Here is a 24,798-nt window from a genome sequence, read left to right as displayed (position 1 = left end):
GCTGCCCGGGTGGACCGATGACGCACCCGGCACCGCCGTCGCTGCACTTTCCCCCTCTTCAGAGTTTGTGCCCAAAAGCACGTTTCATCGCTTTCAGCGTGCCGGATTGGTAACTCAGGCCAGCCGGGCGTTGACTGCGGCGGCTGAGAAAACTTGGTTGACCAAAAGCGATGACATCCCGCGGATGCCCGCGTCCTGCCCCAATGCTGCCAGCCGAACATCCAGGTGGCGGGTGGCCCGGGGGAGTGACATGGGATAAAGCGTCTCCCTGATGCCGCCGATCAGGGATGAGGACGCCAGGTCTCCCGCGATGAGCAGGACAGCAGGATTTAGCAGGCACACCACTGTGGCCATCACCTCGCCGATCCGCCGCCCCGCCTCGTGTGTAAGCCGCATGCTGTCCAGGTTGCCGGCGACGAGTTGCTCATGCACGTCGCGACCCGAGGAACATGGGATCCCCAGTTCGGTAAGTTTGCGGGCGACGGCTCCGCCGCTTGCACCGGCCGCGAGGCAGCCGAAGGAACCGCATTGGCACTGCAAATCGGCGAAAGCATGGTGGCGGACATGCCCGATGTCTCCGGCACCGCCATCAACTCCCTGGTAGATCTGGCCGTTGATAACGAGCCCGGTGCCGATGCCCGTGGACACCTTGACCAAGCAGAGCGAACTGGTCCCGGTGAAGCCGGCGCTGTACTCGCCCACAGCCATGGCGTCGGCGTCATTCTCTACCAGAACGGGTACGGGAAAGGCCTCCTGAATGAGCTCGACGATGGGGTACGCGTCCCAGCCCGGCATTATGGGCGGCTGGCTTGGACGCATGGTCAGGGGGTCCACCGGCCCCGGGACGGAGATCCCCACGCCGGACACCTTGGACATGGGTGTCTTGGAGCGCTTGAGTAGCTCCAGCCCCGCATGGGTAATGGCGTGCAGAACCTTCTTTGGACCATCCTCTACGGCGATTGTAAGGTGCTCGTCGGCGAGGATCTCCCCGCCCAAATCGGTAAGGGCAACCCTGCTGGACGTTGTCTCGACTGAAGCGGACAGAATGCACGAATTCTGAAGGTTAAAAACCAAGCCCGTCGGCCGACGCCCGCCCGAAGGCCTGACGCTGCCGGCTTCGCGGATCAGGTCGGCGCGGAGCAGGGCATCCACGCGCTGGGCCACCGTCATGCGGGATATGCCGGTCTTTTCCTGGATGTCCCCGCGTGTCCGGGCCTGGCCGGAACGGATCAGTTGGAGGACATCGCCTGGTCCCACGTGCATATTCGGCTCCTACATCAACGATCACTTCGGCAAGCTTAGGGTTTGGGCCGTATCGGGCACAATGACGCAGCTCTTCATGTCACATGATTCTGCAGCTAATGCTAGACAGCTAGACAACATTTGGATAGCCTTTAGGCACAAGTGCTGGCTGTGACTGCGCTCACTGCCGGAAATTTGCGGCGACTGTACTGCTGATCCGGCCGACGTGGTCCGGGTTCGGGAAGCAGGAGCTAAGCGCGCCAAACCGCGGCACCGAACCGGTGCCGCCGTAGACAGGAGCATCAAAGTGATGAGAACCAGAGGCCGGTCCCAGATGGCCGTGCTTACCGCAGCATCCTTGACTGTGGCAATGCTGGCAGGGTGTACCCAAGACGGCGGTTCAAATACCGGCCCCACGGGCAGCACCGGCGACGCACAAGCCATCACTGTGTGGACCGCCGACACGCTGCCGGACCGGGTGGCAAAGACCGAAGCCATCATCGAGAAGTTCACGGCAAAAACCGGCGTCAAAGTAGATCTGGTGGGCGTTCCCGAGGACCAGTTCAACCAGGTCCTCACCTCCTCGGCCGCCGCCGGGGACCTTCCCGACGTGATCGGCTCCATCTCCTTGGCCCAGGTCAGGACGCTCGCTGCCAACGACCTGGTTGATGCGGACAGCAACAAGGCAATCATTGAAAGCCTGGACGAAAGCACCTTCACAAAGCGTGCATTGGAACTGACGCGCGACGGCGACCAGCAGCTTTCCGTACCTGACTCCTCCTGGCAGCAGTTGCTGTACTACCGCAAGGATCTCTTCGACAAGGCTGGCATAGCACCGCCGAAGACCTACGATGACATCAAAGCGGCGGCCCAGAAGCTGGACACCCCGCAACTCGCTGGTATCGCGGCGGCCAACAAGCCCGGTGAGGCTTTCACGCAGCAGACATTCGAGCACATTGCCCAAGGCAACGGCTGCGAGATGGTCAACGAAAAGGGTGACATCACCTTCGACAGCCCTGAATGCGTGGGCGCCCTCGAGTTCTACCGCGACCTGCTGAAGGACTACTCCGTTCCTGGTGCCCAGGATGTAGACACGGTCAGGGCGTCCTACTTCTCCGGCCAGGCAGCTATGTCCATCTGGTCCACCTTCCTCCTGGACGAGATGGCGGGCCTCCGCGATAACGCGAAGCCCACGTGCCCTGAATGCGCGGCGGACCCCGCATTCCTGGCTAAGAACACCGGAGTCGTTACCGGCATCCAGGGCCCTGATGGTGACCAGCCGGCACAGTTCGGTGAAGTTGTCTCCTGGACTGTCACCAAGGACTCCGCCTCGGAGTCGGCCCGCAAGTTCGTTGAGTACTTCATGACTGAGGGCTACGTTGATTGGCTGTCCATCGCTCCCGAAGGCCGGCTCCCCGTGCGGGCAGGCACCAAGGACAAACCCACGGAGTACGCGGACAAGTGGAAGACCATGCCTGCCGGCGTCGACCGGAAGGAACCGCTGGGCAACTTCTACTCCAAGGACGTCCTCTCAACCCTCGAAAAGGGCCCGGACGACCTCAAGCGCTGGGGCATCACCCAGGGACAGGGTGATCTGGTGGGCGCGGCCTTGGGTGAACTGCCCGTCGCGAAGGCTGTCAGCGATGTAACCTCAGGCGGCGTGGACCCGCAAACTGCAGCCAAGCAGGCTGCTGAATCCCTGCGCTCCATCCAGGGCTCGCTGAAGTGAGTTCCGTCAAAAACGTTCCTGCCGGACCGGCGGTTGCTACCGCCGGTCCGCGGGGGCGCCGCAAGCTTTCACCTATGGCCCGGGAAGAGCAGCGCGCTGGCCTGACCCTGCTTTCCCCCACCCTGGTCCTGGTCCTGGTCATGGTGGTCCTGCCGATCTTGTGGACCCTGGTGCTGGCCTTCCAGCGGATTCGGATCCTGAACATCCGGACCGCGGGGATCTTCGGCCCCTACACCCTGGCCAACTTCGACAACGTGTTCTCGAGCAGCTTCTTCACTTCCCTCGGGACCACGTTGGCATATTCCATCTTCGGAACCGCTGGTGCGATCATCCTGGGGCTGATCGCTGCTCTGGCACTCCGGAAGCCCTTTAAGGGCCGAACCCTGATTCGTGCCTCCATGCTGATTCCCTACGTCTCGCCGATCGTGGCTGTGACGTTCACCTGGACTACCATGCTGGACCCGCAGTTCGGCCTCATCAACTTCTGGGGGAAGAAGCTGTTCGGCTGGGAGGAGTCAATTCCTTTCCTTAGTGAACGTGCCAGGGAAGTGTCGTTCCTGGGTTTGAACTTCGAAATCCCCACTGCGCTGATCGCCGTCATCTTGTTCGAAATGTGGCGGTCGTTCCCGTTCGCTTTCCTGTTCCTCACTGCACGGATCAACGCCATTCCGGACAGCCTGGAGGAAGCGGCCCGGGTTGACGGTGCCACCCCCATCCAGCGCTTCTTCCACATCATCCTGCCGCAGCTGCTCCCCACCATCGCCATGTTGTCCGTCCTGCGCTTCATCTGGACGTTCAACAGCTTCGACGACATCTACCTGCTTACAGGTGGAGGCGGCGGCACTGAAGTGGTGGCCGTGACAGTGTTCAATTTCCTGACCGCCCGCGGCGACATCGGTGCCGCTTCCGCCCAGGCGCTGGTCCTGGCACTCATCCTCGGCCTGTTCGTCGGCATCTACATTCGATTCTTTGCCAAGAAAGAGGAAGTCTCCTGATGGCTGTTCCCGTCGAAACGAGACGCCCGGTCTCCCCGTCCCGGCGCCCGGAGGGTTCCCGCTGGACGCGTGACGTGGTAGAGACCCGGATCTTCGGCGTCCTCCGGTGGGTGGTGATCATCGGCCTGGTGCTTGTGACCCTGTTCCCCTTCTACTACATGTTCATCCTCTCGATCCGGCCGCTGGATTCTCTGCTCCGCGATCCCGGCTCCCTGGTTATTCCCTTCGCTGAGCTGGATTGGAGCTCCTACCGGAACATCCTCACCCCGCAGGAAGCCGGTGGCCAGGGATTCCTGAAGTTCATGGGCAACAGCGCCATGGTGGCACTGGGAACGGTGCTGATCTCGCTGCTTGTTGCCATTCCGGGCTCCTACGCCATCAGCAGGCTGAACTTCTTCGGCCGCCGCCAGGTCAGCGCGCTGTTCCTGGCCGTTTATCTTTTTCCCAGCATCCTGCTCGCCATCCCGCTGTTCACATTCTTCACAAGGCTCGGCCTACGGGGACAGCTGGTGGCACTGCTTGTCGTCTATGTGGCCCAGGTTATTCCAGTAACCATCTACATGCTGCGCAACTACTTCGACACCATCCCCACGAGCCTCGAAGAAGCCGCGGCGCTCGACGGCTGCAGCAGGCTCGGCGTGCTCCGCCGGATCAGCCTGCCGCTGGCCATGCCTGCCATCATTTCCAACGGCCTCTTCGTCTTCATGATCGCGTGGAACGAGTTCCTGTTTGCCCTGCTGTTCCTGGTGAATACGCGGCCGAGCTGGACCGTCTCCCTGGGCCTGTCCCAGCTGGCCGGCAGCATCGAAGTCCCCACCACCGTGCTGATGGCGGGTTCGGTGATCCTGACGCTGCCCATCATCATCATCTTCTTCGCCGCTGAGCGGCTGCTCACCGAAGGCCTCACTGCCGGTGCGGAGAAAGGCTGATGGCAAGCGGCCCGGGCGGCGCCCGCATCGCTGCCACGGACGACGGCGGCACACTGGTGGTTGCCGCCGTCACCGCCAGCGTCAGCCGGCTGATGGAGGAGCACTGGCGCCAGGATCACGGCTACTCCGTTCCCAATCCGGGCACGTATCCGCACCTTTGGCTGTGGGACTCCTGCTTCCATGCCATCATCTGGGCCAAACTCGGCGACCCCCGTGCCGTTCAGGAACTCGACGGTGTCCTGGCCGGCCAGTTGGACAACGGCATGGTCCCGCACATGCGCTACGGCGGTGAAGGTCCGGACACCTGGCTGGGACCGCTGGCCAAGACCTCCTCGCTGACGCAGCCGCCCATGTTCGGACACGCCATCCGCGTGCTGTCCGACGCCGGTATTCCGCTGTCACAGGAAACCCTCGCCAAGGCAAAGGCCGGGCTGGACTGGCTGTGGGAGAACCGGCGCACTCCGGAGGGCCTCATCTACGTGGTCCACCCCTGGGAGGCCGGCAACGACCACTCCCCACGCTGGGACGACTGGGGCGCCCCCGGACGGACCAAGGAGGGCTACAGCCGCCCCGCCCGGACGGCCTGGAACAAGGAGCGGATGAAGGAAATGTCCTTCTCCGACGACGGCGCGGCCAACTGGTCCACCAGCTTTGTGTCCTGCCCGGCCGCGTTCAATGCCTACACGGCGTTCAACTTCCGCGAGCTCGCAGCCGTCACCGGTGATGCGGCGCTCGGGGAGCGCGCCACGGAGCTGGCGGCCGCCATGGATGAGCACCTGTGGAACGCGGAGGAGCAGCTCTGGTCCGACCTCGCCGTGGTGGGCGGCGGACCGTCAGTCCATATTCCCATCAGCGACGGCGTGATGGGCGCCCTGGTCACCGCGGACCCCGCAAAGGCCCGGGCGGCCCTGAAGCAGCTGGCGGACCCGGCAAGGTTCGGCGCCGCTTTCGGGCCAGCCAACGTGGCGCGCGAACACCCCGCCTACGATCCGGACACCTACTGGCGCGGACCGGCCTGGCCGCCGCTGAACTACCTTTTCCAGCAGGCGTTCGCCATCCAGGAAATGGAAGCGGAAGCGGAATGGCTCGCCGGGCTCACGGCCAGGGGTGCCGTCACCAGCGGCTGGGCCGAATACTGGAACCCTGAAAACGGGCGGGGCCTCGGCGCAGTGCCCCAGACGTGGGCGGGCCTCGTCATTGCCATGCGGCGGTAGCGGCGCGGATTGCGGCGCGGGCCAGACATTCGTGGCCCGCGTCATTCGCATGGACTGTGTCCGGATCGAGCATGGTGCGTGCGTCCCAGTCCGTCGCCTCGGCCACCACCACCCGGGGGTAGTCGGCAGCAACCTGCCGCAACACCCCGTTGTAGGTGTCCACCAAACCGTTCGAGCCCAGGTTGTGCGGCGCGTAGAGGCTGAAGTCCAACAGGTGAGGTTGGGCGAAGGCCACCACCAACGCGTCGGCGGCTGCCAGCCGGAAGGCGTCGAAGACGGTCCGCAGCGAGGCTTCGTAGTCTGCAAGGACCGATGCCGAGTCCCCGCCGAGGCGAAGGTCGTTCAGCCCGGTCATCACGAGGTAGAGGCGGGCTGGCCGGGGAGGATCCTGCCGGACGAGCGCTGCCGTCCCGGTGCTGCTGCTGCCGCCCACTCCCCGGTTGTCCAGTTCCAGGCCCAGCTCGCGAGCCACCCTGGCGGCAAGGCACGCCGAGCGGGACGTAGCCCCGTCACCGTCCACCCAAGAGTGGCCATAGGCCAGCAGTCGTTGCCCTCCGGAAACTCTTCCCACGTCTCTTTCCACCTTACTGTTGCGAACAATGACCGTGATGGTAACGTTATCAAGAATCCCTTCGATCGGAAGACCATGAACTCCCCCATGCCTAGCAGCTATGACAAATTTCCCAGCATCACCGTTCCGGGAGCTCCGTCTGTATGGGCCGGCAAAGAGGCGTGGCGCGAAGTGGCCCGGCACGCGGCCGAACGGAACGGAGCCGCACCCGTCATCGTCGTCGACACCTATCCGGGAGCCGACCTCGAGAGGATCCTGGCTTTTATCGCTGAATCATTGCCGGACCACCAGGTCCTTAACGTCGAGGAACTCGCGGCCCGGCCCGTCAGCGAGATTGATGCCCTGATTGCCTCGAACCTCACGGATGACCGCGTCTTCGGCGTCATGAGCCATCACACGCTCGCGGACTTCTACGACGCCCAAAAGCTGGCGGACCTCGGGCGCCAGGTGGCGGCGTCGGACGTTCCAGTGGTCCTGGCCGGCTGGGGCGCTGCCCTGGTCCCGGTGGGGGAGCGGACCCTCGTTCTGGCGGACATGGCCCGGTGGGAGTTGCAGCAGCGCCAGCGTGCCGGGGCCCCGAACTGGCGCTGCCACAACACCAACGAGGACAACTTGCGAAAGTACAAGCGGAGCTTCTTCGTTGAGTGGCGCGTTGCGGACCGGCACAAGCGGCAGCTCTTTGCCGCCGTCGACTACGTGCTCGACACCAACCGCAGCGTCGGCGAGGCCAAGCTGATCACCGGGGACACGTTCCACCGGGGGATGGCGGCCGCTGCCGCCGCGCCGTTCCGCGTGGTGCCGTTCTTCGACCCCGGGGTTTGGGGCGGGCAGTGGATGAAGAAGGTCATCGGCCTGGACGCGGAGGCGGACAACTACGCGTGGTGCTTCGACTGCGTCCCGGAGGAAAACAGCATCCTGCTCGACGTCGCGGGGGAGATTGTTGAGCTGCCTTCCGTGGACGTTGTCTTCACCCAGCCCAAGGCGCTCCTCGGGCAGCAGACGTACGCCCGGTTCGGCGCCGAGTTCCCCATCCGCTTCGACTTCCTGGACACCATGGGCGGCGGCAACCTTTCCCTGCAGGTCCACCCCCTGACCGACTACATCCAGGACCGTTTCGGCATGCACTACACCCAGGATGAGAGCTACTACATCCTGGACTGCGATGATGACGCCGTGGTGTACCTGGGGCTGAAGTCCGGCACGGATCCGGATGCCATGTTGAAGGCCTTGCGGGACGCGTCCGACGGCGGCACCTCCTTCCCCGCGGAAGATTACGTCAACGCCTTCCCGGCCAAGAAGCATGACCACTTCTCCATTCCGGCGGGGACGGTCCACTGTTCCGGTGCCAACTCCATGGTGCTGGAGATCTCCGCCACGCCGTACATCTTCACGTTCAAGATGTGGGACTGGGACCGGGTGGGACTGGACGGACGCCCGCGGCCCATCCACGTGGAGCACGCCAGCCGGAACATCCAGTGGGACCGCGACACCGAATGGGCGCGCGACCAGCTCTTGGACCAGGTGGAGCATTTGGGCTCCGGACCCGGCTGGACCGAGGAGCGGACCGGGCTGCACGAGCTGGAATTCATCGAGGTCCGGCGCCACTGGTTCAAGGACACCGTGGAGCACAACACGAACGGAACCGTGAACGTGCTGAACCTCGTGGAGGGTGCGCAGGCGGTGGTGGAAAGTCCTGACGGCAATTTCCCCCCGTATGTGGTCAGCTACGCCGAAACGTTTATTATCCCCGCCGCCGTGGGCCGCTACACGATCAGTCCGCATGGCGCAGGAGCGGGGCAGAAACTGGGCACCGTGAAGGCTTCGGTGCGGGGTACGGAGACGGAGCTCCCCGCACTGACGGCGGGGTAGGCCAGGCGGGGTGTTCCCGGCGCAGGGCCAAGGGTGGCGTGCAGGCCGGGGCCTGCACGCCACCCTTGGCGTTAATTCCTTGTGGCTGGCCAGGCCCGGAGGCTGCTGCGGGCAGCCCAGCAGGCAGTGCCGATAAGGCCCGCATCCTCCGCACGTTCAGCCTGCACCACCGGGAGCGCGGCGAGTGCCGGCGTTGCATTCGCGATTCCATCGCGAATGGCAGGTTCAACCAAGTCCCATGACTTCGCCATCGAGCCGCCAACAATGAGTGTTTCGGCCTTGAACGAGCCAAGATAAGGGGCCAGAGCCTGGCCTAGGGCGGAAAAGGCGCCATGAAGAACCTGTGCGGCAGCTACGTCGCCTTGGCGCGCCGCTTCGGCGATATCCCGGACGTCCGGAATCCCGTCCGGACCTGCAGCGCCGAAGATCCCGGCGGCAGCAGCGTAGGCGGAGCGGATGGCGCGCCTGGACACGGTTTCTTCCAGCGCGAGCCCATTATGTTCCATCAGGTAGGCCGAGCCGTCCGCGGGTACGGAGGGGCCGGTCTTGACGGGCACGCCCCGATCCAGGAAGCTCGAGCCGATTCCCGTGCCGAGAGTGATGCAGACGGCGCGCTCATGGTTTCCTGCTGTTCCAATTGCGTATTCTCCGATTGCGAAAGCGTCAGCATCGTTCAGGAAAGCAAGGGTGTGGGGTGCCGGGTCCATGCGCCCGGCCAACAATGTGCCGAGGTTGTGGTCGCGAAGCTGGTCAAATTTTCCGACATCCCGGTAGCGGGCAATTCCGGCGTCGTAGTCGAACGGTCCCGGCACTGCGACACCCCAATTGTTGTTATGCCCGCTCCCAAGGCTTGCGGCGGCTTCCGCAAGCGTGGCGAGGATGGACTCCGCCGTCCCGTGGGCGTCCAGCGCGGCGCGCATCACGGTGGAGCGGAGGACATTCCAGCTGCCTCCGCCGTCCGGTCCGTCTCCAGCGACCAGAGCTGCGGTGACGTGTGTCCCGCCGACTTCCAAGACGGGAAAGACTGTGCCGGCGGGAAAGGGCGAGGGGGCACTCATGGGTAATGGATCCTCACTGGATTGGTACGGTTGATACAGAATATTCGCGGTGCGGTCATAGCCGTATTCCCGCAAACACATATCCGGGAATGACAATGCAAAGCTCCCCTCGTTCTTCCGCCCCGACTGTAAGGGACGTCGCCGCCCTGGCCGGTGTGAGCCCGATGACGGTCTCGCGAACTATGTCCGGGGGCGTCAACGTGCGGCCCGAGGTTCAGGAGCGTGTCCAGGCGGCCGTGGAGGCCCTGGGCTACCGAAGGAACAACAGTGCCCGAAACACGCGGCTGGGCCGGCCCACCGGGCTGGTGGGTATCGCGGTGACGAACATCGGAAACCCGTACTACAGCCAGGTCGCCCTCGGTGTAGAGGAGATCGCCGGCGGCTACGGCCGGCAGATCTTGGTCGGCAACACCGGCGAGGACCCGAACCGGGAGCGGGAACTTATAGCCGACTTCGCCGGGCGGCAGATCGAGGGCCTCATCCTGGTGCCCGCGGGCAACGGGCTCGAACTTCCGGACGCCAGGAAGCTGTCCGGCATTCCACTGGTCCTTGCGTCCCGGACCATCGACGGGCTCGATGCCGATACCGTGCTCGTTGATGACGTCGGGGGAGCGCGCGCAGGTACGCAGGGCCTGCTCGACGATGGTCACCGACGGATCGCCTTCCTGGGCGATCCCGCCGGTATCTCCACTACGCGGCGCCGTTATGAAGGTTTCCGTTCCGCCCTCGCCGGCGCCGGCATCGGCGAAGACAAAAGGCTGCTAGCACCCTGCCGGAGCGCCCGGGAGGCAGAAGGCGAAGTGAGGCGCCTGCTGGGCGTCTCCAATTCGCCGACGGCGTTCTTTTCCACGAACAACCGCACCACGGTCGGAGCTCTGCGGGCGATTTGCGAATACCGGAACGGTGGTTCCTCCCGACCCGTGCCCGCAATGGCATGCTTCGACGACGTCGAACTTGCCGATCTGCTCCAGGTTCCGCTGATCATGATGTCCCACGACCCGAAGGAACTCGGCAAGCAGGCCGCCCGGCTGCTTTTCGATCGACTTGCCGGATCCCAGCTAGGCGGCCCGCGCGAGGTCCAGGTCGGCGTCGAGATTCACCGGTTCTGGACCGACGGCAACTGATACCTGCGAGCTGACCGGCCCTGGCGTTCAGCGGCCGGGCTGGTCCTGGACAAGGGCAAGGGCCACGCAGGTCCGCGCCAATAGGTGCCGGGATCGTAGGACGGGTGGGTGTGGACCACGTTGGCCGGTCCGAAGGGTCCGCCGAACCGGGCAGGGTCCTCAAGCTCGGCAAGGGCCGCTTCCGTCTTGTCGGCGTCATGCGTGACCAGTGCGCCCATGACACCGTCGCTGATATGGATCCGGACCGAAGGCCCCCGCCCACCACTGCCAGGTCGGCCCAGAAGTGTTCTTCTTCATCCCACAGATGCTCATCCATTGCGGAACAGATGATGCGGGCACGTTCGGCCAGTCCGTCGTCCTGGAGCAGCGAGGCAAGTTCCATCATGTTGACGATCGCATGGAAGCAGGAGTCCCAGAACCAGAGATGCGGATACGTGGACGGGTTCGGGACGCAGAATCCGCGGCTGTCATCCCAATGCTGCTCGAGAAGGCCGCGGACCCTGGCCGTCAGTTGGGTGACTGTTCCGGACTCATTGGCGGTCATGGCTGGATGCTCCTTTGAATCATGTGATGGCCTGAAGAGGATCAGTGTGCGGGTGGCCGCAGCAGCTGACGCCCCCGGGCGGGCGCTGGCTTCCCTAGGGCTCGGTAACGTTATCAGCGGCACCGATCCCAGGGGCAAGGTCATGTGACGAACATACTGCAAATTCTGTATAAGTTTTATACACAAGTTGGCTAACGATTATGCTAATGTCGATTGCGTCACATGCTGCAGCCACCTTCCCACTTAAGGACCGCTACGAAAGTGTCCCGTTTCCTTCGCATCGCCGCTCCCCGCAGTGTCGCCATCATTGATCAGCCTTCCCCCTCGCTGGAGCCCGGGCAGGTCCGCGTCAAGACCATCTACTCAGGCATCTCGGCCGGTACGGAGCTCACGGCTTACCGGGGCACCAACCCGTACCTGACTTCCGTTTGGGATCCCACCTCCAGGCTCTTCCAGCCAGGCAAGGAGGCCCTCGGTTATCCGCTTGACGGCTGGGGATATTCGGAAGTGGGCGAAGTGGTGGAAATCGCGGAACCGACTGGCTCGCCCGAGGGTGGTCCTCCTGTGGAGTTGGGGGACATCGTCTGGGGAATTTGGGGCCACCGCGATGAAGGCGTCCTGGCTGCGGAGTCCCTGCGCGGCCACGTACTGCCCTCGGGCATGGACCCGCTAGGCGGGGCCTTCGTGCGCGTCGGAGCCATCGCGCTCAACGCCGTGCTCGCTGCGGACCTCGGGCCGGGTTCCACTGTGGCGATCTTCGGCCAGGGCGTTATCGGCCTGCTCGCTACCCGCTTCGCCGTGCTGAACGGCGCCACGGTGATTGCAGTCGATGGTATCGAAGCCCGGCGGGGAAAGGCGACGGAATGGGGTGCCGCCCATGCCCTCAGCCCGTCCCCCCAGTTGGCCTCGGACATCCGCCGGATCACCCTGGGCGCCGGGGTGGACGTGGCTATAGAGCTCAGCGGCAATTACCGGGCACTGCATGAGGCCACCCGTGCCGTGGGGGCGGATGGAACCGTTATTGCCGCAGGTTTCTACCAGGGCGAGGCGGCCGGCGTACGTTTTGGCGAAGAGTTCCATCACAACCGGGTCCAGCTCCTGGCGTCACAGATCGGGTCCGTGCCCAACCGTCTCCGGTCGCGCTGGACCGTGCCCCGGCTGCAGCACACGGTGGTGGACCATGTCGCCGCCGGACTGGTGGACGCCCCGTCCCTGGTCACCCACACATTTCCCCTGGCGGATTCCGCCAAGGCCTACGAACTGCTGGACACGGACCCCTCGTCCGCGCTCCAGGTTGTATTGGAGTTCTCATGACCCTGATCACCGTCCAAGAGCAGCATCTGCCGGGCAGCAGCCTCGAAGAAAAGTTCCACCACGCCTTGGCCTGGGGCTTCGGCGGCATTGAGCTGCGGTCAGCAGGGGAGCTGCGGTTCCAGGAAAGGCTGCCTGAGCTGCGGCGCGCCCGCAACGCCGGCGTGGTGATGCCCACGGCATGTGTAGAGATGTCCCACTTTGTGGGGGCCTTCGACGACGAGCTCCGGAAGGACGCCGTCGTGCAGCTCAAGTCGCAGCTGAGCGTCATGGCGGAAATCGGCGGCCGCGGCGTTATGACACCAGCCTCCTACGGCATGTTCTCCAAGCGGCTTCCCCCGTTCATCCCGCCGCGCTCCGATGAAGAGGACACTGCGGTGCTGGTGGAGGCCTTCACGGAACTTGGCGAGCACGCTGCTTCCGCTGGGGTGGAGATCTACCTGGAACCGCTCAACCGGTACGAGGACCACATGGTCAACTCGCTCGCGGACGGCGTGCGGCTGCTGAAGCTGGTGGGCCTTGACGCGGTGAAGCTGGCCCCTGACACCTATCACATGAACATCGAGGAAAGCGATCCGGCCGCCGCCCTCCAGGCCGCCGCCGGCTACATCGGCCACATCCAGGCCAGCGACTCCAACCGCCTGGAACCGGGTGCCGGGAACATCGACTGGGCCCTGTTCGGAGCGACACTGAAATCCATCGGCTACCAGGGCACGGTGGCCTTGGAATCCCGTTTGTCCGGGCAGGCGGAGGACGTCCTTCCCCGGGTGCCGTCCCTGCTGGGGCGCTACCTGTGAGCGCGGGAACAGCTGCGGCCGACGGCGGAACTTCCATGAGTGCCGCGCCTGCGCCCAGTGCCGCGGACATTGCCGCACGGTCCACCGCCGTGCTGGAGGCCAACTGGCGCAAGACCCACACCGTCCCGGCAGCGGGCCTCTACCCGCACCAGTGGAGCTGGGATTCGGCCTTTATTGCCATGGGACTGAGCAGGATCTCGCCGCGCCGCGCCGGCCAGGAGTTGGATGCACTTTTTGCAGGGCAATGGGAGGACGGCCGGCTGCCGCAGATCATCTTCGATCCGCACCGGGACCAGGACTACGCTCCCGGAGCATCGTTCTGGCAGTCCGGCAGGATTCCCGGGGCGCCGCAACACGTCGAGACCGCCGGCCTGGTGCAGCCGCCCAATCACGCGTGGGCGGTCTGGAAGATCCACCAAGCCGATCCCGCAGAGTCGCGTCGCCGCTCCTTCCTGGAACGGAACTATCCCAAGCTGGTGCACTGGCATGAATACCTCTTGAGCCGCCGCGACCGCAGCGGGTCCGGGCTCGCCTGCATCGTCCACCCATGGGAGTCCGGCACCGACAATTCGCCGCTTTGGGACACCGTCATGAAACGGGTCCCGGCCGACTGCAAAACCGTCCTGAACCGGCCCGACCTGCAGCACGCCGACGCCGGCGAGCGGCCAAGCCAGAAGGAGTACGGCAAGTACTTCTGGATGGCGGAGCGCTACCGTGACCACAACTGCGACGACACCGATCCGGACTACCCGTTCCTGATGGAGGATCCGCTCTTCAATACCCTGCTGGCGGTTTCCGAACTGGCCCTCGCCGACATAGCAGCGGAACTGGAACTGCCAGGTGAGGCGCACGTGGCGCGGGCAGAGCAGATCACCGCGGCCCTGGAGTCGCTGTATGTCCCGGAACTGGGCTGCTATTCCGCCCGCGACGTGACCGATGGAACCCTGGTCCGGAAGGCGACCATCAACGGCCTGATCCCTTTGCTGCTGCCGGAACAGCTTCACGCCGGAGAGTTGCTGGAGACGCTTAACGGTCCGCGCTTCATGGACGGCCGGGCCCTCATGGTGCCCAGCTACGATGCCACGGCCGAGGACCACAATCCCGCCCTCTACTGGCGCGGCCCAGCCTGGTTCAACATGTCCTGGATGGTATCCGAGGCGCTGGAGCGCCTCGGCCACGCCGAGCAGGCGGCTGTCCTCCGCGGCAATATCGGCAGGCTGGCCGTCGAACACGATTTTCCTGAATACGTTGACCCCTGGACCGGTGCGGCACACGGGACCCGGAGCTTCAGTTGGACTGCCGCCTTTGCACTCGAGACGACCTACCACCGGAGCACCCCATGACCGCTGCCACACCCCCTTCTGCAGTTTCTGTCCTCGTAGCCCATGGAGCCATGGTGCGGGGAGCTTCCGACGGAAGCGTGGGCCGGGCGGACGCGCCGGCCGTGGGAACTGAAGGACTGTACGTTGCGGACACACGCCTGCTTTCGCAGTGGATCCTGGAAATCAACGACTCCACGTTTTGGGACGTGGGCAATGTCCGCGAACCGGGGCGCCGTGAGATAGCTCTTAGCCCGGCAGCCCGACGGAACCAGACCCACGACCTGTTCGTCTTCCGCACCCAGGAGCTGGAAGCGGACGGCCTGACCGAAACGCTGTCCATGCGGAACCTCGGCAGGGAAACCACCAACGTGCGGCTGGTGTTGCGGGCAGGTACCGATTTCGCAGACCAGTTCACCGTCCGGACCGACGGAAGGACGTTCGACCTTCATGCTGCGGCCAGCAGCCTCACCATGCCCGGGGACGGCTCCCTCGCCTTTGATTACACCCACACGGTCAGGGACCGCACCTTCAATGCCGGCGTAAGGGTAAGCGCCAGCATCCCGCCTATCGTCCGCCGCGAGCCGGTGGCCGGGCGCTTCGTGGGCGCCGTACTGTCCTGGGACCTGACGCTTGCCGAAGGGGAGACGCAGCACCTGCGCATCACTGCACTCTCCACTGCCGAGGCCGTGCACACAAAGCCGCCGGCCGCCGTCGTACATTCCAAAGAGGATGGCGGCGCGCTCCGGCGCCAAAGCCTGATGGACCTCGACTCCCTGCTGATGCCCTGCCCGGTGAAACCGGACCTGACCATTCCAGCCGCGGGACTGCCGTGGTTCCTCACGCTGTTCGGCCGCGATTCCCTGCTCACCTCGATGCTGACCATGCAGGAGCGCCCGGACATGCTCGGCGATGTCCTGCGGGCCATGGCCGCAACCCAGGGCACCGTGCATGATCCGCTGCGAGTGGAGCAGCCCGGAAAGATGGTGCATGAGGTCCGGGTCAGCGAACTGGCCCAGCTGGGAGCTGTTCCCTACGGCCGCTACTACGGCACGGTGGATTCCACTCCGCTGTTCCTCATGGCGCTCGGCCGGGTGGAGGATCCCGTCCTGTTGAGGGAGCTGGAACAGCCCGCACGGGCTGCCGTGGAATGGATGCTGGGGGACGGCGGCCTAAGGGAGACCGGATTCCTCCGCTATACGCCCGATCCCAACGGGCTGCTGCACCAGGGCTGGAAGGACTCCTTCGATGCCGTAGCCGGAGCGGACGGACGCGAGCCCGCGGGGGCCATCGCCCTGGCCGAAGTCCAGGGGTACGCATGGCGGGGCCTGCGCGAGTGTGCGCGCCTTGCAAACGATTATTGGGGCGATCCGGAGTGGGCCGCGAGCCTTCGCGAATTGGCGGACGCGTTGAAAACCCGTTTCCGCAAAGCCTTCTGGATGCCGGCGCAGGACTTTCCCGCGCTCGCGGTGGACGGGGAGGGCCGGCAGGTTGACGCCTTGTCCTCCAACGCCGGCCACCTGCTGTGGGCAGGAATTTTGGACACTGATGATGCGCGGTCGGTAGCCACGCGGCTTCTCCAGGAGGACTTCTTCACTGGCTGGGGACTCCGGACCCTGGCCGAGGGACAGTACTACTACCACCCGATGTCCTACCACAACGGCTCCGTCTGGCCGCATGACACAATGCTGGCGGCGGAGGGTATGGCGGCCTACGGACTCAGGGATGAAGCTGCCGCCATCGCGCGGGGCCTTCGGGACGCGGCAGGCCACTTCGGGAACACTCTCCCGGAGCTGTTCGGAGGCTTCTCCCGCACTGACTTTCCCGTGCCGGTCAAGTACCACCATGCGGGGTCCCCGCAGGCGTGGGCTGCCGCTGCTGGATTGGCGGCCGACCGCCTGGCCCTGGACGGGGCTGCCGCAGCCGATCCACAGGCGGCCAGCCGTGGCTAGCCCCCAGGAGCTCCGGACTGAACCGCGGTGTCCGGGCATGGTGGAAGTGCAGGCGCGGGACGGTGCCGACATCGACAAGGCGCTGGCCGCCGCGGTCCGGGTGGTTCGCGAGGCGGCGGACCTCTACGGGACCGGCATCATGATTACGAACGTCGGTGAGGGCTGCTACGTCGTGCGCGCCCACCCTTCCATCCCCCACGGCCTGGTCCGCGAGCAGAAATAGTCCAGCGCCCTGCGGGGTTTATCCTTTGCACAGGCCGCGACTGCACAAGCCGCGGCGAATTTGCACCGAAGGAGATTCCCCTTGAGCGACATCACAGTCCGCCACAACCCCGGCCGCGGGCGCTTCGAAATCCTCGACGCCGGCAACGTGATCGGCAAAGCCGCATACAAGGATTACGACGGCGGCGCCGCGCCGCAGCGGATTTTCTATCACACGGTGATCAACGAGGAGTACGGCGGCCAGGGACTGGCGGGCCAGCTCGCCACCGCCGCGCTGGGTGCCACGGTCAGCGCCGGAATGGGCATCGTCCCGGTGTGCCCCTACATCAAGAAATTCCTCGCCAAGCATCCTGACTACGCGGATCACACAGTGCGTGTTGCTCCCGCGCACCTGGAGTTCCTGGACGCCGCATTGGCTGCCCGCACCCGCTGACGGACACCGCACCCGCGCGGACGCGGGTGCGATGTCCACAAAGGGGTGCGGGACATGGCGCGCCTGCGGCTTATCAGGCCGCTCCCAACCTTCAATGGTCTAATCAACATCGCATCGCGTGCGCTGGGGCCGCGTGATGCAGACCGGGTTGTTGAAGGAGACAGGAGCCCCTATGTCGGTGGACCAGAAGAAGTTTTCGTCCGGGCCGGACTCCCGCCCGAGCCGCCGCGGGGCGGGAAGGCGAAGGCTTGCGGTGTTGTTTTGTGCCGTGGCGCTCGTGATTGCCGCCACCTTTGTCCTGGCCGTCCAGCGTTCGGTGCCGCTTGACGGGTTGGAGGGATCGGTCCCGGCGGCCGCGCCCGCGGAGCCTGTTGCCGCCGCCCCGGATTCCCTGCAGGACCGCATCGACTCACTCCTGACGGAAAAGGCCAGCTACCGGATCGGGGTGGCCCTGGCGGACGTTTCCGGTGGTGCAGCCCTGACCTTCGGGGATCAGGAGGCCTTCAACGCGGCGAGCACGGCAAAGATCATCACGGCAGCGGCCTACTACCGCTTGGTGGAAAAGGGCGAGGCGCGCCTCGAAGACCCCCTGGGGGACTACGACGCGGCGTTCCAGCTTGAAGCGATGGTGAACCAAAGCAACAACGATTCCTGGCTGCTCCTGATGAATGCCGTGGGCTACCCGGAGCTGATCGCCTACGCCGCCTCGATCGGGGTTACTTACGATCCCGAGGAAAACCTCCTGACTCCTGCCGCGATGGCCAGTGTCCTCAAACAGCTTTACGCCGGGGACCTGCTGAACGCGGAAAATACGGCGGAACTGCTCGGCTATATGCAGGACACGAACAACGAGGACCTGATCCCCGCCGGCTCCCAGGCCGGAATCGAGGTGTTCCACAAGTACGGGGAGTTCGACCGGCACCTGCACGATGCCGCGGTCCTGGATTACCGCGGCTCATCCTTTGCGCTGGTGATCTACACCGAGAATGCGGAAGGAGGGGAAGCTGCCGGACAGGCCGACACCATCCGCGAACTGACCGGACTGGTTGAGGAAGCTTTGTTCCCCCCGGTGCAGGCCGGGAACCAGGGCGGATAGTCCATCAACTCGCGCCGCCGGCACCGTGTGCGCCAGACTGTTTCCGTGAGCAACAAACCCCGGACTGCCCTGGCCGTCGCCGGCCTCAGCCTGGGCACGGCACTGAACCCCCTCAACTCCTCCATGATCGCCGTTGCCCTGGTGGTGCTCCGCTCGGACTTCGGGCTCGACGTTGCCGCCGTCACCTGGGTGGTCACGTCCTTCTACCTCGCGTCCGCGGCAGGCCAGCCCGTGATGGGCAGGCTGGCGGACCGGTTCGGCCCGCGGCGCATGTTCATGCTCGGCATGGCCTTGGTCGCGGTGACGTGTGCGCTGGCGCCGTTTGCCCCGAACTTCGCCCTGCTCTGCGTGGCCCGTGCGGTGATGGCGCTCGGTACGGCCACCGCGTACCCCAGCGCTGTGGTGATGGTGGGGGCCATTGCGCACCGGGCCAATGTGGAGCCGGCGCGTCCTCTTGGCCGGCTTCAGATGGTGAACACCTCGGCCGCTGCGGTGGGCCCAGTCGTTGGTGGACTGCTGGTCAGCCTCGTTGGCTGGGAAGCCCTGTTCCTGCTCAACGTCCCGCTGGCGCTGGCTGCACTGTTGATCGTCCGCCAGGCAGCACCCAGGGACGAGGCCCGGGAGCGCGGCAGCGTCGCGCAGCTGCTGCGCGACTCGGACATCCCCGGGATCCTGGGATTCGTGGCCGCGCTGCTGCTGGTGATGATGGCCGCACTGAACGTCTTTCCTGCCTACCGCTGGTGGATGCTGGCCGCCGGAACGCTCATCGCCGCACTGTTCGCCTGGCGCGAGCTGCGCTTCGACCGCCCCTTCCTTGACCTGAGGCTGCTGGGACGCAACAAACCCCTGATGCTCATCTACCTGGCCTTCGCGGTGTTCAGCAGCGTGTACTACTTTGTCTTTTTCGGGCTTCCCCAGCTCCTGCAGGAAGCCGGCGGCTACGATCCCGGCGTTGTGGGCCTCCTGATGCTGCCGCTGGCGGGCCTGTCCGTCCTGGCCACGCCCTGGGCGGTCCGGGCGATGGGAAGGTTCGGCGTGCGGCGGGTGCTGATTGCCGGCGTCGTCATCCTCACCGTGGCGGCCGCGCTGATGTGGCTGCTGACCGGCACGCTGGTGATTCCGCTGGTGGTGGTGCTGACTGCCCTGATGGGCGTCCCGTACGGAACGGTGGGCATCGCCACCAACCAGGGCATGTTCGTTTCCATCGGGCCGCAGGAGCGCGGCGTTGCGGCGGGCATCTACCAGACCTGCCGGTATGTGGGCGCCATCACCGCCACGGTGATGATCGGCGTCTTCGCGGGCGGCGGCGTGGACCAGGAAAGCTGGGCCCGGATGGTCCTCGCGATGCTGGTCCTGTGCGCGGTGACGTTCGGCGTGAGCCTGCTGTGGCGGCAGCGCCCCGCACCCCGCACCTAGTTGGGGCGGCCGCCCTAGGTGTACATCAGCGAGCCCGGCGTGGTCAGCTTCTCGCCGGTCTCCAGCCAGGTCTTCAGGCCGGAAAGGATCATCGGCCAGCCGCCGTAGAGCTGCTCGTTGGCGCCTTCGCGGAGGTCGCTGTGGGTGACGGTCAGGCGGCAGGAATCGCCCACCTGCTCGATGTCCCACGTGATCTTCGAGGTTCCCTCGGCCTTCACGTCCTCACCCCAGAGGGCACGCATGGTCTGGACCAGCCGGCGGGGCGGGTCCACCTCCAGGTTCTCGCCCTCACCCAGCGGAGCACCCGCCTTGACGTTGTTCATCGTGAAGCTGCTGCCAGGGGTCCAGTCCGTTTCGATGGTGTTCCCGAACTGGTACTTGCTGCGGATCTCGCTGTTGGTGATGGCTTCCCAGAGCCGTTCCGGCGTGGTCTTGATGTAGATTTCGAAGATCTTTTCCATGGGACTTTCCAATCTGGATTTGAGGTCGCTGAGGCCAGCGGCCCATGGTTCTGCGTATTTGCTCACCCAGCGGTCGTGGACGAGCCGGATGGGCACCGGGTTCAGGAAATGCAGCTTTTCACGCCCCCGACGGCGGGCCACCACCAGTCCGGCTTCCTCCAGGATCCTGAGGTGCTTGGCGACCCCGAACCGGCTCATGTCGAAGCGTCTTTCGAGGGCGCCGAGGGTCTGCCCGTCCTCGCGGAACAGCTCGTCAAGGAGCTCCCGCCGGGTGGGGTCTGCGAGTGCCTTGAACACGGCATCCATGGGAACAATGATATGTGACCATTTGGTCACATATCAAGGGCTTTCCTAGTTCCGTGCGGCCAGGGTCTGGTCCCGGTCCTGGAAGACATCCTCGCCAGGGCCGGTGAAGGCACGCGAGCGCTGCACGGCCTCGATCGAACCGGTGAACAGCTGTGATTCGTGCGGATCCGCGGCCGTCCGGGCGCCGTCCCGGCTGGACCTACCCAGCCCCCGCAATGGCTGCCGGCGGCGGGCGGAGGTGCCGCCGTCGGACGCTGCCTCGGTCCAGCGCTGCTGGGGGAGCGCTTCCGGATGGCCCTGCTGCAGGAAGGCGACCATGGCCTCGCGGATGAGGCAGCGCAGGTCGAAGAGCGCGGCGCTGTCCGCGGCGCTGACCAGGATGCGCACCCGGACGAACCCGCCGGTGGCGTCGGTGATCTGCAGGATGCCCACGCGCTCGTCCCACAGGTCCGTGCCGGCGAGGACGGACCGCAGCTCGGCGCGCATGTCCTCCACGGGGGCGCGCCAGTCGAGGTCGAACTCCACGGTGCCCATCACCTCGGACTGGCGCCGGGTCCAGTTCTCGAACGGCGTGGTGGTGAAGTAGGTGGACGGGAGGATCAGGCGGCGGTCGTCCCAGATGTGGACCACCACGTAGGTGAGGGTGATTTCCTCGATCCGGCCCCACTCCTTCTGCACCACCACAACGTCGTCCACACGGATGGCGTCCGTGAAGGCCAGCTGCATGCCGGCGAAGACGTTCACCAGGGAAGTCTGCGCTGCGAGGCCGGCGACGATCGAGATGACCCCGGCGGAGGCCAGCAACCCGGCGCCGAGGGCCTGGATGGCCGGGAACGTGAGCATCACCGAACCGGCGGCAAGCACCACCACCAGCGCAACACCGATCCGCCGGGCCAGGATCATCTGCGTCCGGAGCCGCCGCGCGCGCCGGTTGTCCGCAACGTCCACGCTGTACCGGCCCAGGACCACCGCCTCGATGATCAGCAGTACGGCCACGGCCAGCCAGGCGAGGGAGCCGATGAGCGATATCAGCAGCAGGTGGTCGACGGCGCCGTGCCAGCTTTCGCCGGCTGCCGTGAGTCCCAGCGCGGTGCGGACGCCGATCAGGCACAGTGCCAGGCGCAGCGGCTGGCGGGCAACCCGGGACGTGGCCTGCAGTTCCGGACGCTTGCGGTTGAGGCGCAGGACAAGCTTGCGCAGCAGCCAGGACAGGACCAGGCCTGCGGCCACTGCCAGGGTGACGGCAATGAAGGGCATGGCGGGATTGAGTAGGTCTTGCATCCTTTAACCTCTACCAACGTCGCGCCCGGGGCCGAAATCCGCCTCCGCCCCGGCGTGGTGCAAAGGCACGACGGCGGCTGACGGACTCCTGTGCGGATGTCCGGCAGCCGCCGTCGGGCATTGTCCGGAAATCAGCCCTGCAGCGAGTAGGCCTTGGGCAGCTTCAGGCCGCGCTCTTCCATGAGGGTGCGCAGGCGGGTGGGGTAGTCGGTGATGATGCCGTCCACACCCAGGTCCATCAGGCGTTCCATGTCCGCGGTGGTGTTCACGGTCCAGGGGATCACGGGGAGGCCCAGCCCGTGGGCTTCGGCGATCATCTCAGGGGTGACGGAGCGGAACGCGGGGGAGATGACGTCATACCCCTGGGCGGCTGCCGCCTTGGCAAGGGAGCCGTCGTAGTCGTCGATGTCGATGCCGCCCAGGTTGGGGCTGGCGCCGGGCTGGCCCACACCCATCCAGGCGTCTCCGCTGGAGAGCGCCACCAGCGTGAGCTCGGGCGCGATTTCCCGGGTGAGGTTGAGGGAGGACCAGTCAAAGGACTGCAGGGTGGTGCGGTCCGCCATGCCGGAGGCCTGGATTTCGGCCACCACGGCGCGGGTGAGGGATTCCATGCCGGCGCCGCCGATCTGGCTGCCCTCCACCTTGGTCTCCACGTTCAAGCGGACCTTCTCGGCGCCCGCGTCACGCACCAGCTGGTAGACGTCCTTGAGCTCGGCGATCCGGTTGCCCTCGACCACATCCTGCTCCGGGTAGCCGGCCAGCTGCGCGTAGCCGCAGTTCAGCGTCTTGACCTGGGCCAGGGACAGTTCGGCCACGCGGTCGCCCACGTAGGGGAATTCGGGATCGCCGGCGGTGGCCGGCGCGGTGTCGATGCATTTGGTGGCCTGGATGGTGTCGTCGTGCCAGACGATCACGTTGCCGTCCTCGGTGAGGTGCGTGTCCAGCTCGAGGGTGGTCACGCCCAGCGCCAGGGAATTCGTGAACGCGGCCAGGGACTCCTCGGTCCATTCGCCGCGGCCGCCGCGGTGGGACTGCAGGTCGAAGGAGCCGTTGCGTTCGTTTACCTTCGGGGCCGTTGTTGCCTGCGCCGCCGCTCCGGCAGCGTTCGACGACGGCGTGCCGGCGTCGGTGTCCGGGGCGGCGGCGGCGGGACCTGCCGAAGCGAACGCGGCGGCGATGAGGGCGGCGGCTGCCGCGGACGTCAGGACTTTGCGCATGTGGTGGTTCCTCCTGGATGACGGATCCGGCGTTTCCACCGGTGACCCGTCAACGCTAGGAGGGGCAGGTTGCGGTTCGGGTGCGGGGAGTTGGAGGGGAGGTTAACGCGGGACGCCGGGCCGGCGCGCTGGGTCCACCCGCCATCGATTGCTCCGCAAATGTCGTTATGAGCGGTGAAAACGGCCGGTACGGAGCAATCGATGGGGGTTAGGGACGGGGGCGCGACGGCGGTGCACTGGTTTCCGCCACGGGAACCTCCTCCGAACGGACGGGGCGGGGCTCCAGCCACACCCGCTCCCGCGGTCCGGGCGGATACGCGTGCGTCTTCCCTGCAAGGGTGATGATCCAGGCCGCCACCACCGGCAGCGCCGCGGCGACGGGAACCAGCAGCGGTCCGCCCACCACCAGTGCCGCCGAGCCGTACAGGGCGCCCACCGTGATGCCCAGCTGGATGGTCAGCACAGTGAGGCCGTTCGCGGCTTCCTGGAACTCGCCTCCGGCCCGCAGGATGGCGGACTGGTTGTAGATGCCGATCGCGCCGAGTCCCGCACCCCAGACCGTCATGAGGACCAGGGCGACGGGGAAGTTGCCCACCGCGAGAGGGAGGAAGAACATGGAAAGGGCGATCACCGCCGTCGTCATGAGCAGGGAACGCCGGGGCCGGGAATCCACGGTGAGGCCCGCGATCCAGATGCCCAGCAGCCCGGAGCCGCCCAGGACGGTGAGCGAGAGGCTGATGGCGTAGTCGGGGAAGCCTGCCTCGCGGATGTACGGCGCGATGTAGGTGAACAGCGCGAAATGGGCCAGGACCAGCAGCGGCCAGGCGATGGCCACCGACTTGACTCCGGGCTGGGCGATGGCCTTGCGCAGTGAGGGACGGACGGCGTCGGAAATACGCTGGACCCGCGGCAGCAGGAAGAACGCCAGCACCGTCAGGACCAGCCCGAACCCTGCCAGCACCAGGAACGCCGAGCGCCAGCCGAGGAACCCGCCCAGCGCCGTGCCCACGGGCGCGCCGATAGCCAGGCCCAGGCTGTTGCCGCTGAAGACAATGGCCAGGGCCTTGCCCACCTTGTCTGCCGGAACCACCCTGGTGACGAACGGGGCCATGGTGGTCCAGAGCAGGCCGTGCGCCAGGCCCCCCACCAGCCGGGCGATCATGGCGGCGGTGAAGTCCGGCGCGAGTCCCACCATCGCATTGCTGAGCGCGAACGTCAGGACGAGCCCCACCAGCAGCGCATGGCGGGGAATCTTCCCCAGCAGCCGGGCAGCCGGGACCACCGTGACCACAATGACAGCGGCATAGGCCGCGGCCAGGTAGCCCGCAACCGGCTCGGACACGTTCAGGCCGCTGCTGATCTGCGGCAGCAGCCCGGACGGCAGGAGCTCGGTGGTGATGGCGGTGAAGGCGATGGTGGCCAAAACCACCATCGCGGCGTACGGGAAACGGGCAGGTTCCGGCGCGGGAATGGCGGAGGACATGAGGGAAGGATCCATTCAAGGGGGAGGGTTGGAACGCGGCTCGCTGGCCGGGCAGTTCCTCCCTTAAATTTACAGGATCGCGGCCCCTGCTCCATGCCGTTTCCGGCGCGTCGGAGCGTGTCCCCGGACGCAATCCGCTTTCCGCCGGAGCCGGCTACCGGGTGCCCAGGTCAGTGTCCGTGCGGGACCCCGGCCGGACGGACCTGCTGCCCTGGCAGGTGCAGGGGGC

Annotated in this window: 22 protein-coding genes; 14 read left to right on the top strand and 8 right to left on the bottom strand. The window is 65.8% G+C overall.

Features of this window, described 5'->3' with window-relative positions; translation table 11 throughout:
* Nucleotides 1-114: 114 nt before the first annotated feature.
* Nucleotides 115-1,263, bottom strand: a complete 1,149-nt coding sequence (locus PV768_RS02220; RefSeq protein WP_421092163.1) for an ROK family protein — start codon at nucleotides 1,261-1,263, stop codon at nucleotides 115-117.
* 289 nt (nucleotides 1,264-1,552) lie between these two features.
* Between PV768_RS02220 and PV768_RS02215 the strand changes: the two genes are divergently transcribed.
* From PV768_RS02215 to PV768_RS02200, 4 genes are all read left to right on the top strand, one after another.
* Nucleotides 1,553-2,971 (top strand): ABC transporter substrate-binding protein, encoded by a 1,419-nt coding sequence (locus PV768_RS02215; protein WP_421092225.1) that lies wholly within the window; start codon nucleotides 1,553-1,555, stop codon nucleotides 2,969-2,971.
* A gap of 74 nt (nucleotides 2,972-3,045) precedes the next feature.
* Nucleotides 3,046-3,966 carry a carbohydrate ABC transporter permease gene (locus PV768_RS02210; RefSeq protein ID WP_421092162.1) on the top strand — a complete coding sequence of 307 codons (921 nt, stop codon included), beginning with the start codon at nucleotides 3,046-3,048 and terminating at the stop codon, nucleotides 3,964-3,966.
* A complete protein-coding gene (locus PV768_RS02205) occupies nucleotides 3,966-4,895 on the top strand; it encodes a carbohydrate ABC transporter permease (protein ID WP_421092161.1) in 930 nt (309 codons plus the stop codon). Before PV768_RS02210 ends, PV768_RS02205 begins: the two co-directional genes overlap by 1 nt.
* On the top strand, nucleotides 4,895-6,109 hold the full coding sequence (locus PV768_RS02200; protein ID WP_421092160.1) for an MGH1-like glycoside hydrolase domain-containing protein: 1,215 nt from the start codon (nucleotides 4,895-4,897) through the stop codon (nucleotides 6,107-6,109). Before PV768_RS02205 ends, PV768_RS02200 begins: the two co-directional genes overlap by 1 nt.
* Here PV768_RS02200 and PV768_RS02195 read toward each other — a convergent pair.
* The gene (locus PV768_RS02195) at nucleotides 6,090-6,680 is read right to left on the bottom strand and encodes an SGNH/GDSL hydrolase family protein (RefSeq protein ID WP_421092159.1); all 591 of its coding nucleotides are present in this window, start codon (nucleotides 6,678-6,680) and stop codon (nucleotides 6,090-6,092) included. The genes PV768_RS02200 and PV768_RS02195 overlap by 20 nt on opposite strands.
* Nucleotides 6,681-6,767: 87 nt before the next feature.
* Here PV768_RS02195 and PV768_RS02190 point away from each other — a divergent pair, with 87 nt between their 5' ends.
* Nucleotides 6,768-8,549, top strand: coding sequence for a class I mannose-6-phosphate isomerase (locus PV768_RS02190; protein WP_421092158.1), 1,782 nt, complete (start codon nucleotides 6,768-6,770; stop codon nucleotides 8,547-8,549).
* Nucleotides 8,550-8,620: 71 nt separating this feature from the next.
* Here the strand turns inward: PV768_RS02190 and PV768_RS02185 are convergent, their stop codons facing one another.
* Nucleotides 8,621-9,607 carry an ROK family protein gene (locus PV768_RS02185; RefSeq protein WP_421092157.1) on the bottom strand — a complete coding sequence of 329 codons (987 nt, stop codon included), beginning with the start codon at nucleotides 9,605-9,607 and terminating at the stop codon, nucleotides 8,621-8,623.
* Between the two features lie 89 nt (nucleotides 9,608-9,696).
* Here PV768_RS02185 and PV768_RS02180 point away from each other — a divergent pair, with 89 nt between their 5' ends.
* Nucleotides 9,697-10,731 (top strand): LacI family DNA-binding transcriptional regulator, encoded by a 1,035-nt coding sequence (locus tag PV768_RS02180; protein WP_421092156.1) that lies wholly within the window; start codon nucleotides 9,697-9,699, stop codon nucleotides 10,729-10,731.
* Here the strand turns inward: PV768_RS02180 and PV768_RS02175 are convergent.
* Complete coding sequence (locus PV768_RS02175; RefSeq protein ID WP_421092155.1) at nucleotides 10,704-10,949, bottom strand: MGH1-like glycoside hydrolase domain-containing protein; 246 nt, start codon at nucleotides 10,947-10,949, stop codon at nucleotides 10,704-10,706. The genes PV768_RS02180 and PV768_RS02175 overlap by 28 nt on opposite strands.
* A gap of 587 nt (nucleotides 10,950-11,536) precedes the next feature.
* On the opposite strand from PV768_RS02175, the gene PV768_RS02170 reads away from it, so the two are divergent.
* From PV768_RS02170 to PV768_RS02135, 8 genes are all read left to right on the top strand, one after another.
* Nucleotides 11,537-12,589 carry a zinc-dependent alcohol dehydrogenase gene (locus PV768_RS02170; protein ID WP_421092154.1) on the top strand — a complete coding sequence of 351 codons (1,053 nt, stop codon included), beginning with the start codon at nucleotides 11,537-11,539 and terminating at the stop codon, nucleotides 12,587-12,589.
* The gene (locus PV768_RS02165) at nucleotides 12,586-13,383 is read left to right on the top strand and encodes a sugar phosphate isomerase/epimerase family protein (RefSeq protein ID WP_421092153.1); all 798 of its coding nucleotides are present in this window, start codon (nucleotides 12,586-12,588) and stop codon (nucleotides 13,381-13,383) included. Before PV768_RS02170 ends, PV768_RS02165 begins: the two co-directional genes overlap by 4 nt.
* Entirely contained in the window at nucleotides 13,380-14,726 is a 1,347-nt protein-coding gene (locus tag PV768_RS02160) for an MGH1-like glycoside hydrolase domain-containing protein (protein WP_421092152.1), read from the top strand. Before PV768_RS02165 ends, PV768_RS02160 begins: the two co-directional genes overlap by 4 nt.
* Nucleotides 14,723-16,654 carry a glycogen debranching N-terminal domain-containing protein gene (locus tag PV768_RS02155; RefSeq protein ID WP_421092151.1) on the top strand — a complete coding sequence of 644 codons (1,932 nt, stop codon included), beginning with the start codon at nucleotides 14,723-14,725 and terminating at the stop codon, nucleotides 16,652-16,654. The genes PV768_RS02160 and PV768_RS02155 overlap by 4 nt, the downstream gene beginning before the upstream one ends.
* Nucleotides 16,647-16,877 carry a hypothetical protein gene (locus tag PV768_RS02150; protein WP_421092150.1) on the top strand — a complete coding sequence of 77 codons (231 nt, stop codon included), beginning with the start codon at nucleotides 16,647-16,649 and terminating at the stop codon, nucleotides 16,875-16,877. Before PV768_RS02155 ends, PV768_RS02150 begins: the two co-directional genes overlap by 8 nt.
* An 81-nt stretch (nucleotides 16,878-16,958) precedes the next feature.
* The gene (locus PV768_RS02145; RefSeq protein ID WP_157238964.1) at nucleotides 16,959-17,309 is read left to right on the top strand and encodes a GNAT family N-acetyltransferase; all 351 of its coding nucleotides are present in this window, start codon (nucleotides 16,959-16,961) and stop codon (nucleotides 17,307-17,309) included.
* Between the two features lie 172 nt (nucleotides 17,310-17,481).
* Nucleotides 17,482-18,405: a serine hydrolase gene (locus PV768_RS02140; RefSeq protein ID WP_421092149.1), complete on the top strand. Its 924-nt coding sequence runs from the start codon at nucleotides 17,482-17,484 to the stop codon at nucleotides 18,403-18,405.
* 45 nt (nucleotides 18,406-18,450) lie between these two features.
* On the top strand, nucleotides 18,451-19,821 hold the full coding sequence (locus tag PV768_RS02135) for an MFS transporter (RefSeq protein WP_421092148.1): 1,371 nt from the start codon (nucleotides 18,451-18,453) through the stop codon (nucleotides 19,819-19,821).
* A 14-nt stretch (nucleotides 19,822-19,835) separates the two neighbouring features.
* On the opposite strand, the gene PV768_RS02130 is transcribed toward PV768_RS02135, so the two are convergent.
* From PV768_RS02130 to PV768_RS02115, 4 genes are all read right to left on the bottom strand, one after another.
* On the bottom strand, nucleotides 19,836-20,588 hold the full coding sequence (locus tag PV768_RS02130) for an ArsR/SmtB family transcription factor (RefSeq protein ID WP_421092147.1): 753 nt from the start codon (nucleotides 20,586-20,588) through the stop codon (nucleotides 19,836-19,838).
* A gap of 45 nt (nucleotides 20,589-20,633) precedes the next feature.
* Nucleotides 20,634-21,845 carry a mechanosensitive ion channel family protein gene (locus tag PV768_RS02125; protein WP_421092146.1) on the bottom strand — a complete coding sequence of 404 codons (1,212 nt, stop codon included), beginning with the start codon at nucleotides 21,843-21,845 and terminating at the stop codon, nucleotides 20,634-20,636.
* A gap of 155 nt (nucleotides 21,846-22,000) precedes the next feature.
* Entirely contained in the window at nucleotides 22,001-23,086 is a 1,086-nt protein-coding gene (locus PV768_RS02120; protein WP_421092145.1) for a glycerophosphodiester phosphodiesterase family protein, read from the bottom strand.
* Nucleotides 23,087-23,294: 208 nt separating this feature from the next.
* Complete coding sequence (locus tag PV768_RS02115; protein ID WP_421092144.1) at nucleotides 23,295-24,569, bottom strand: MFS transporter; 1,275 nt, start codon at nucleotides 24,567-24,569, stop codon at nucleotides 23,295-23,297.
* Nucleotides 24,570-24,798: the final 229 nt, after the last annotated feature.

Origin of the sequence: Pseudarthrobacter sp. CC4 (assembly GCF_048957775.1) — a bacterium.
Lineage (GTDB): Bacteria > Actinomycetota > Actinomycetes > Actinomycetales > Micrococcaceae > Arthrobacter.
This window is presented reverse-complemented; position numbering and strand designations above follow the sequence as displayed.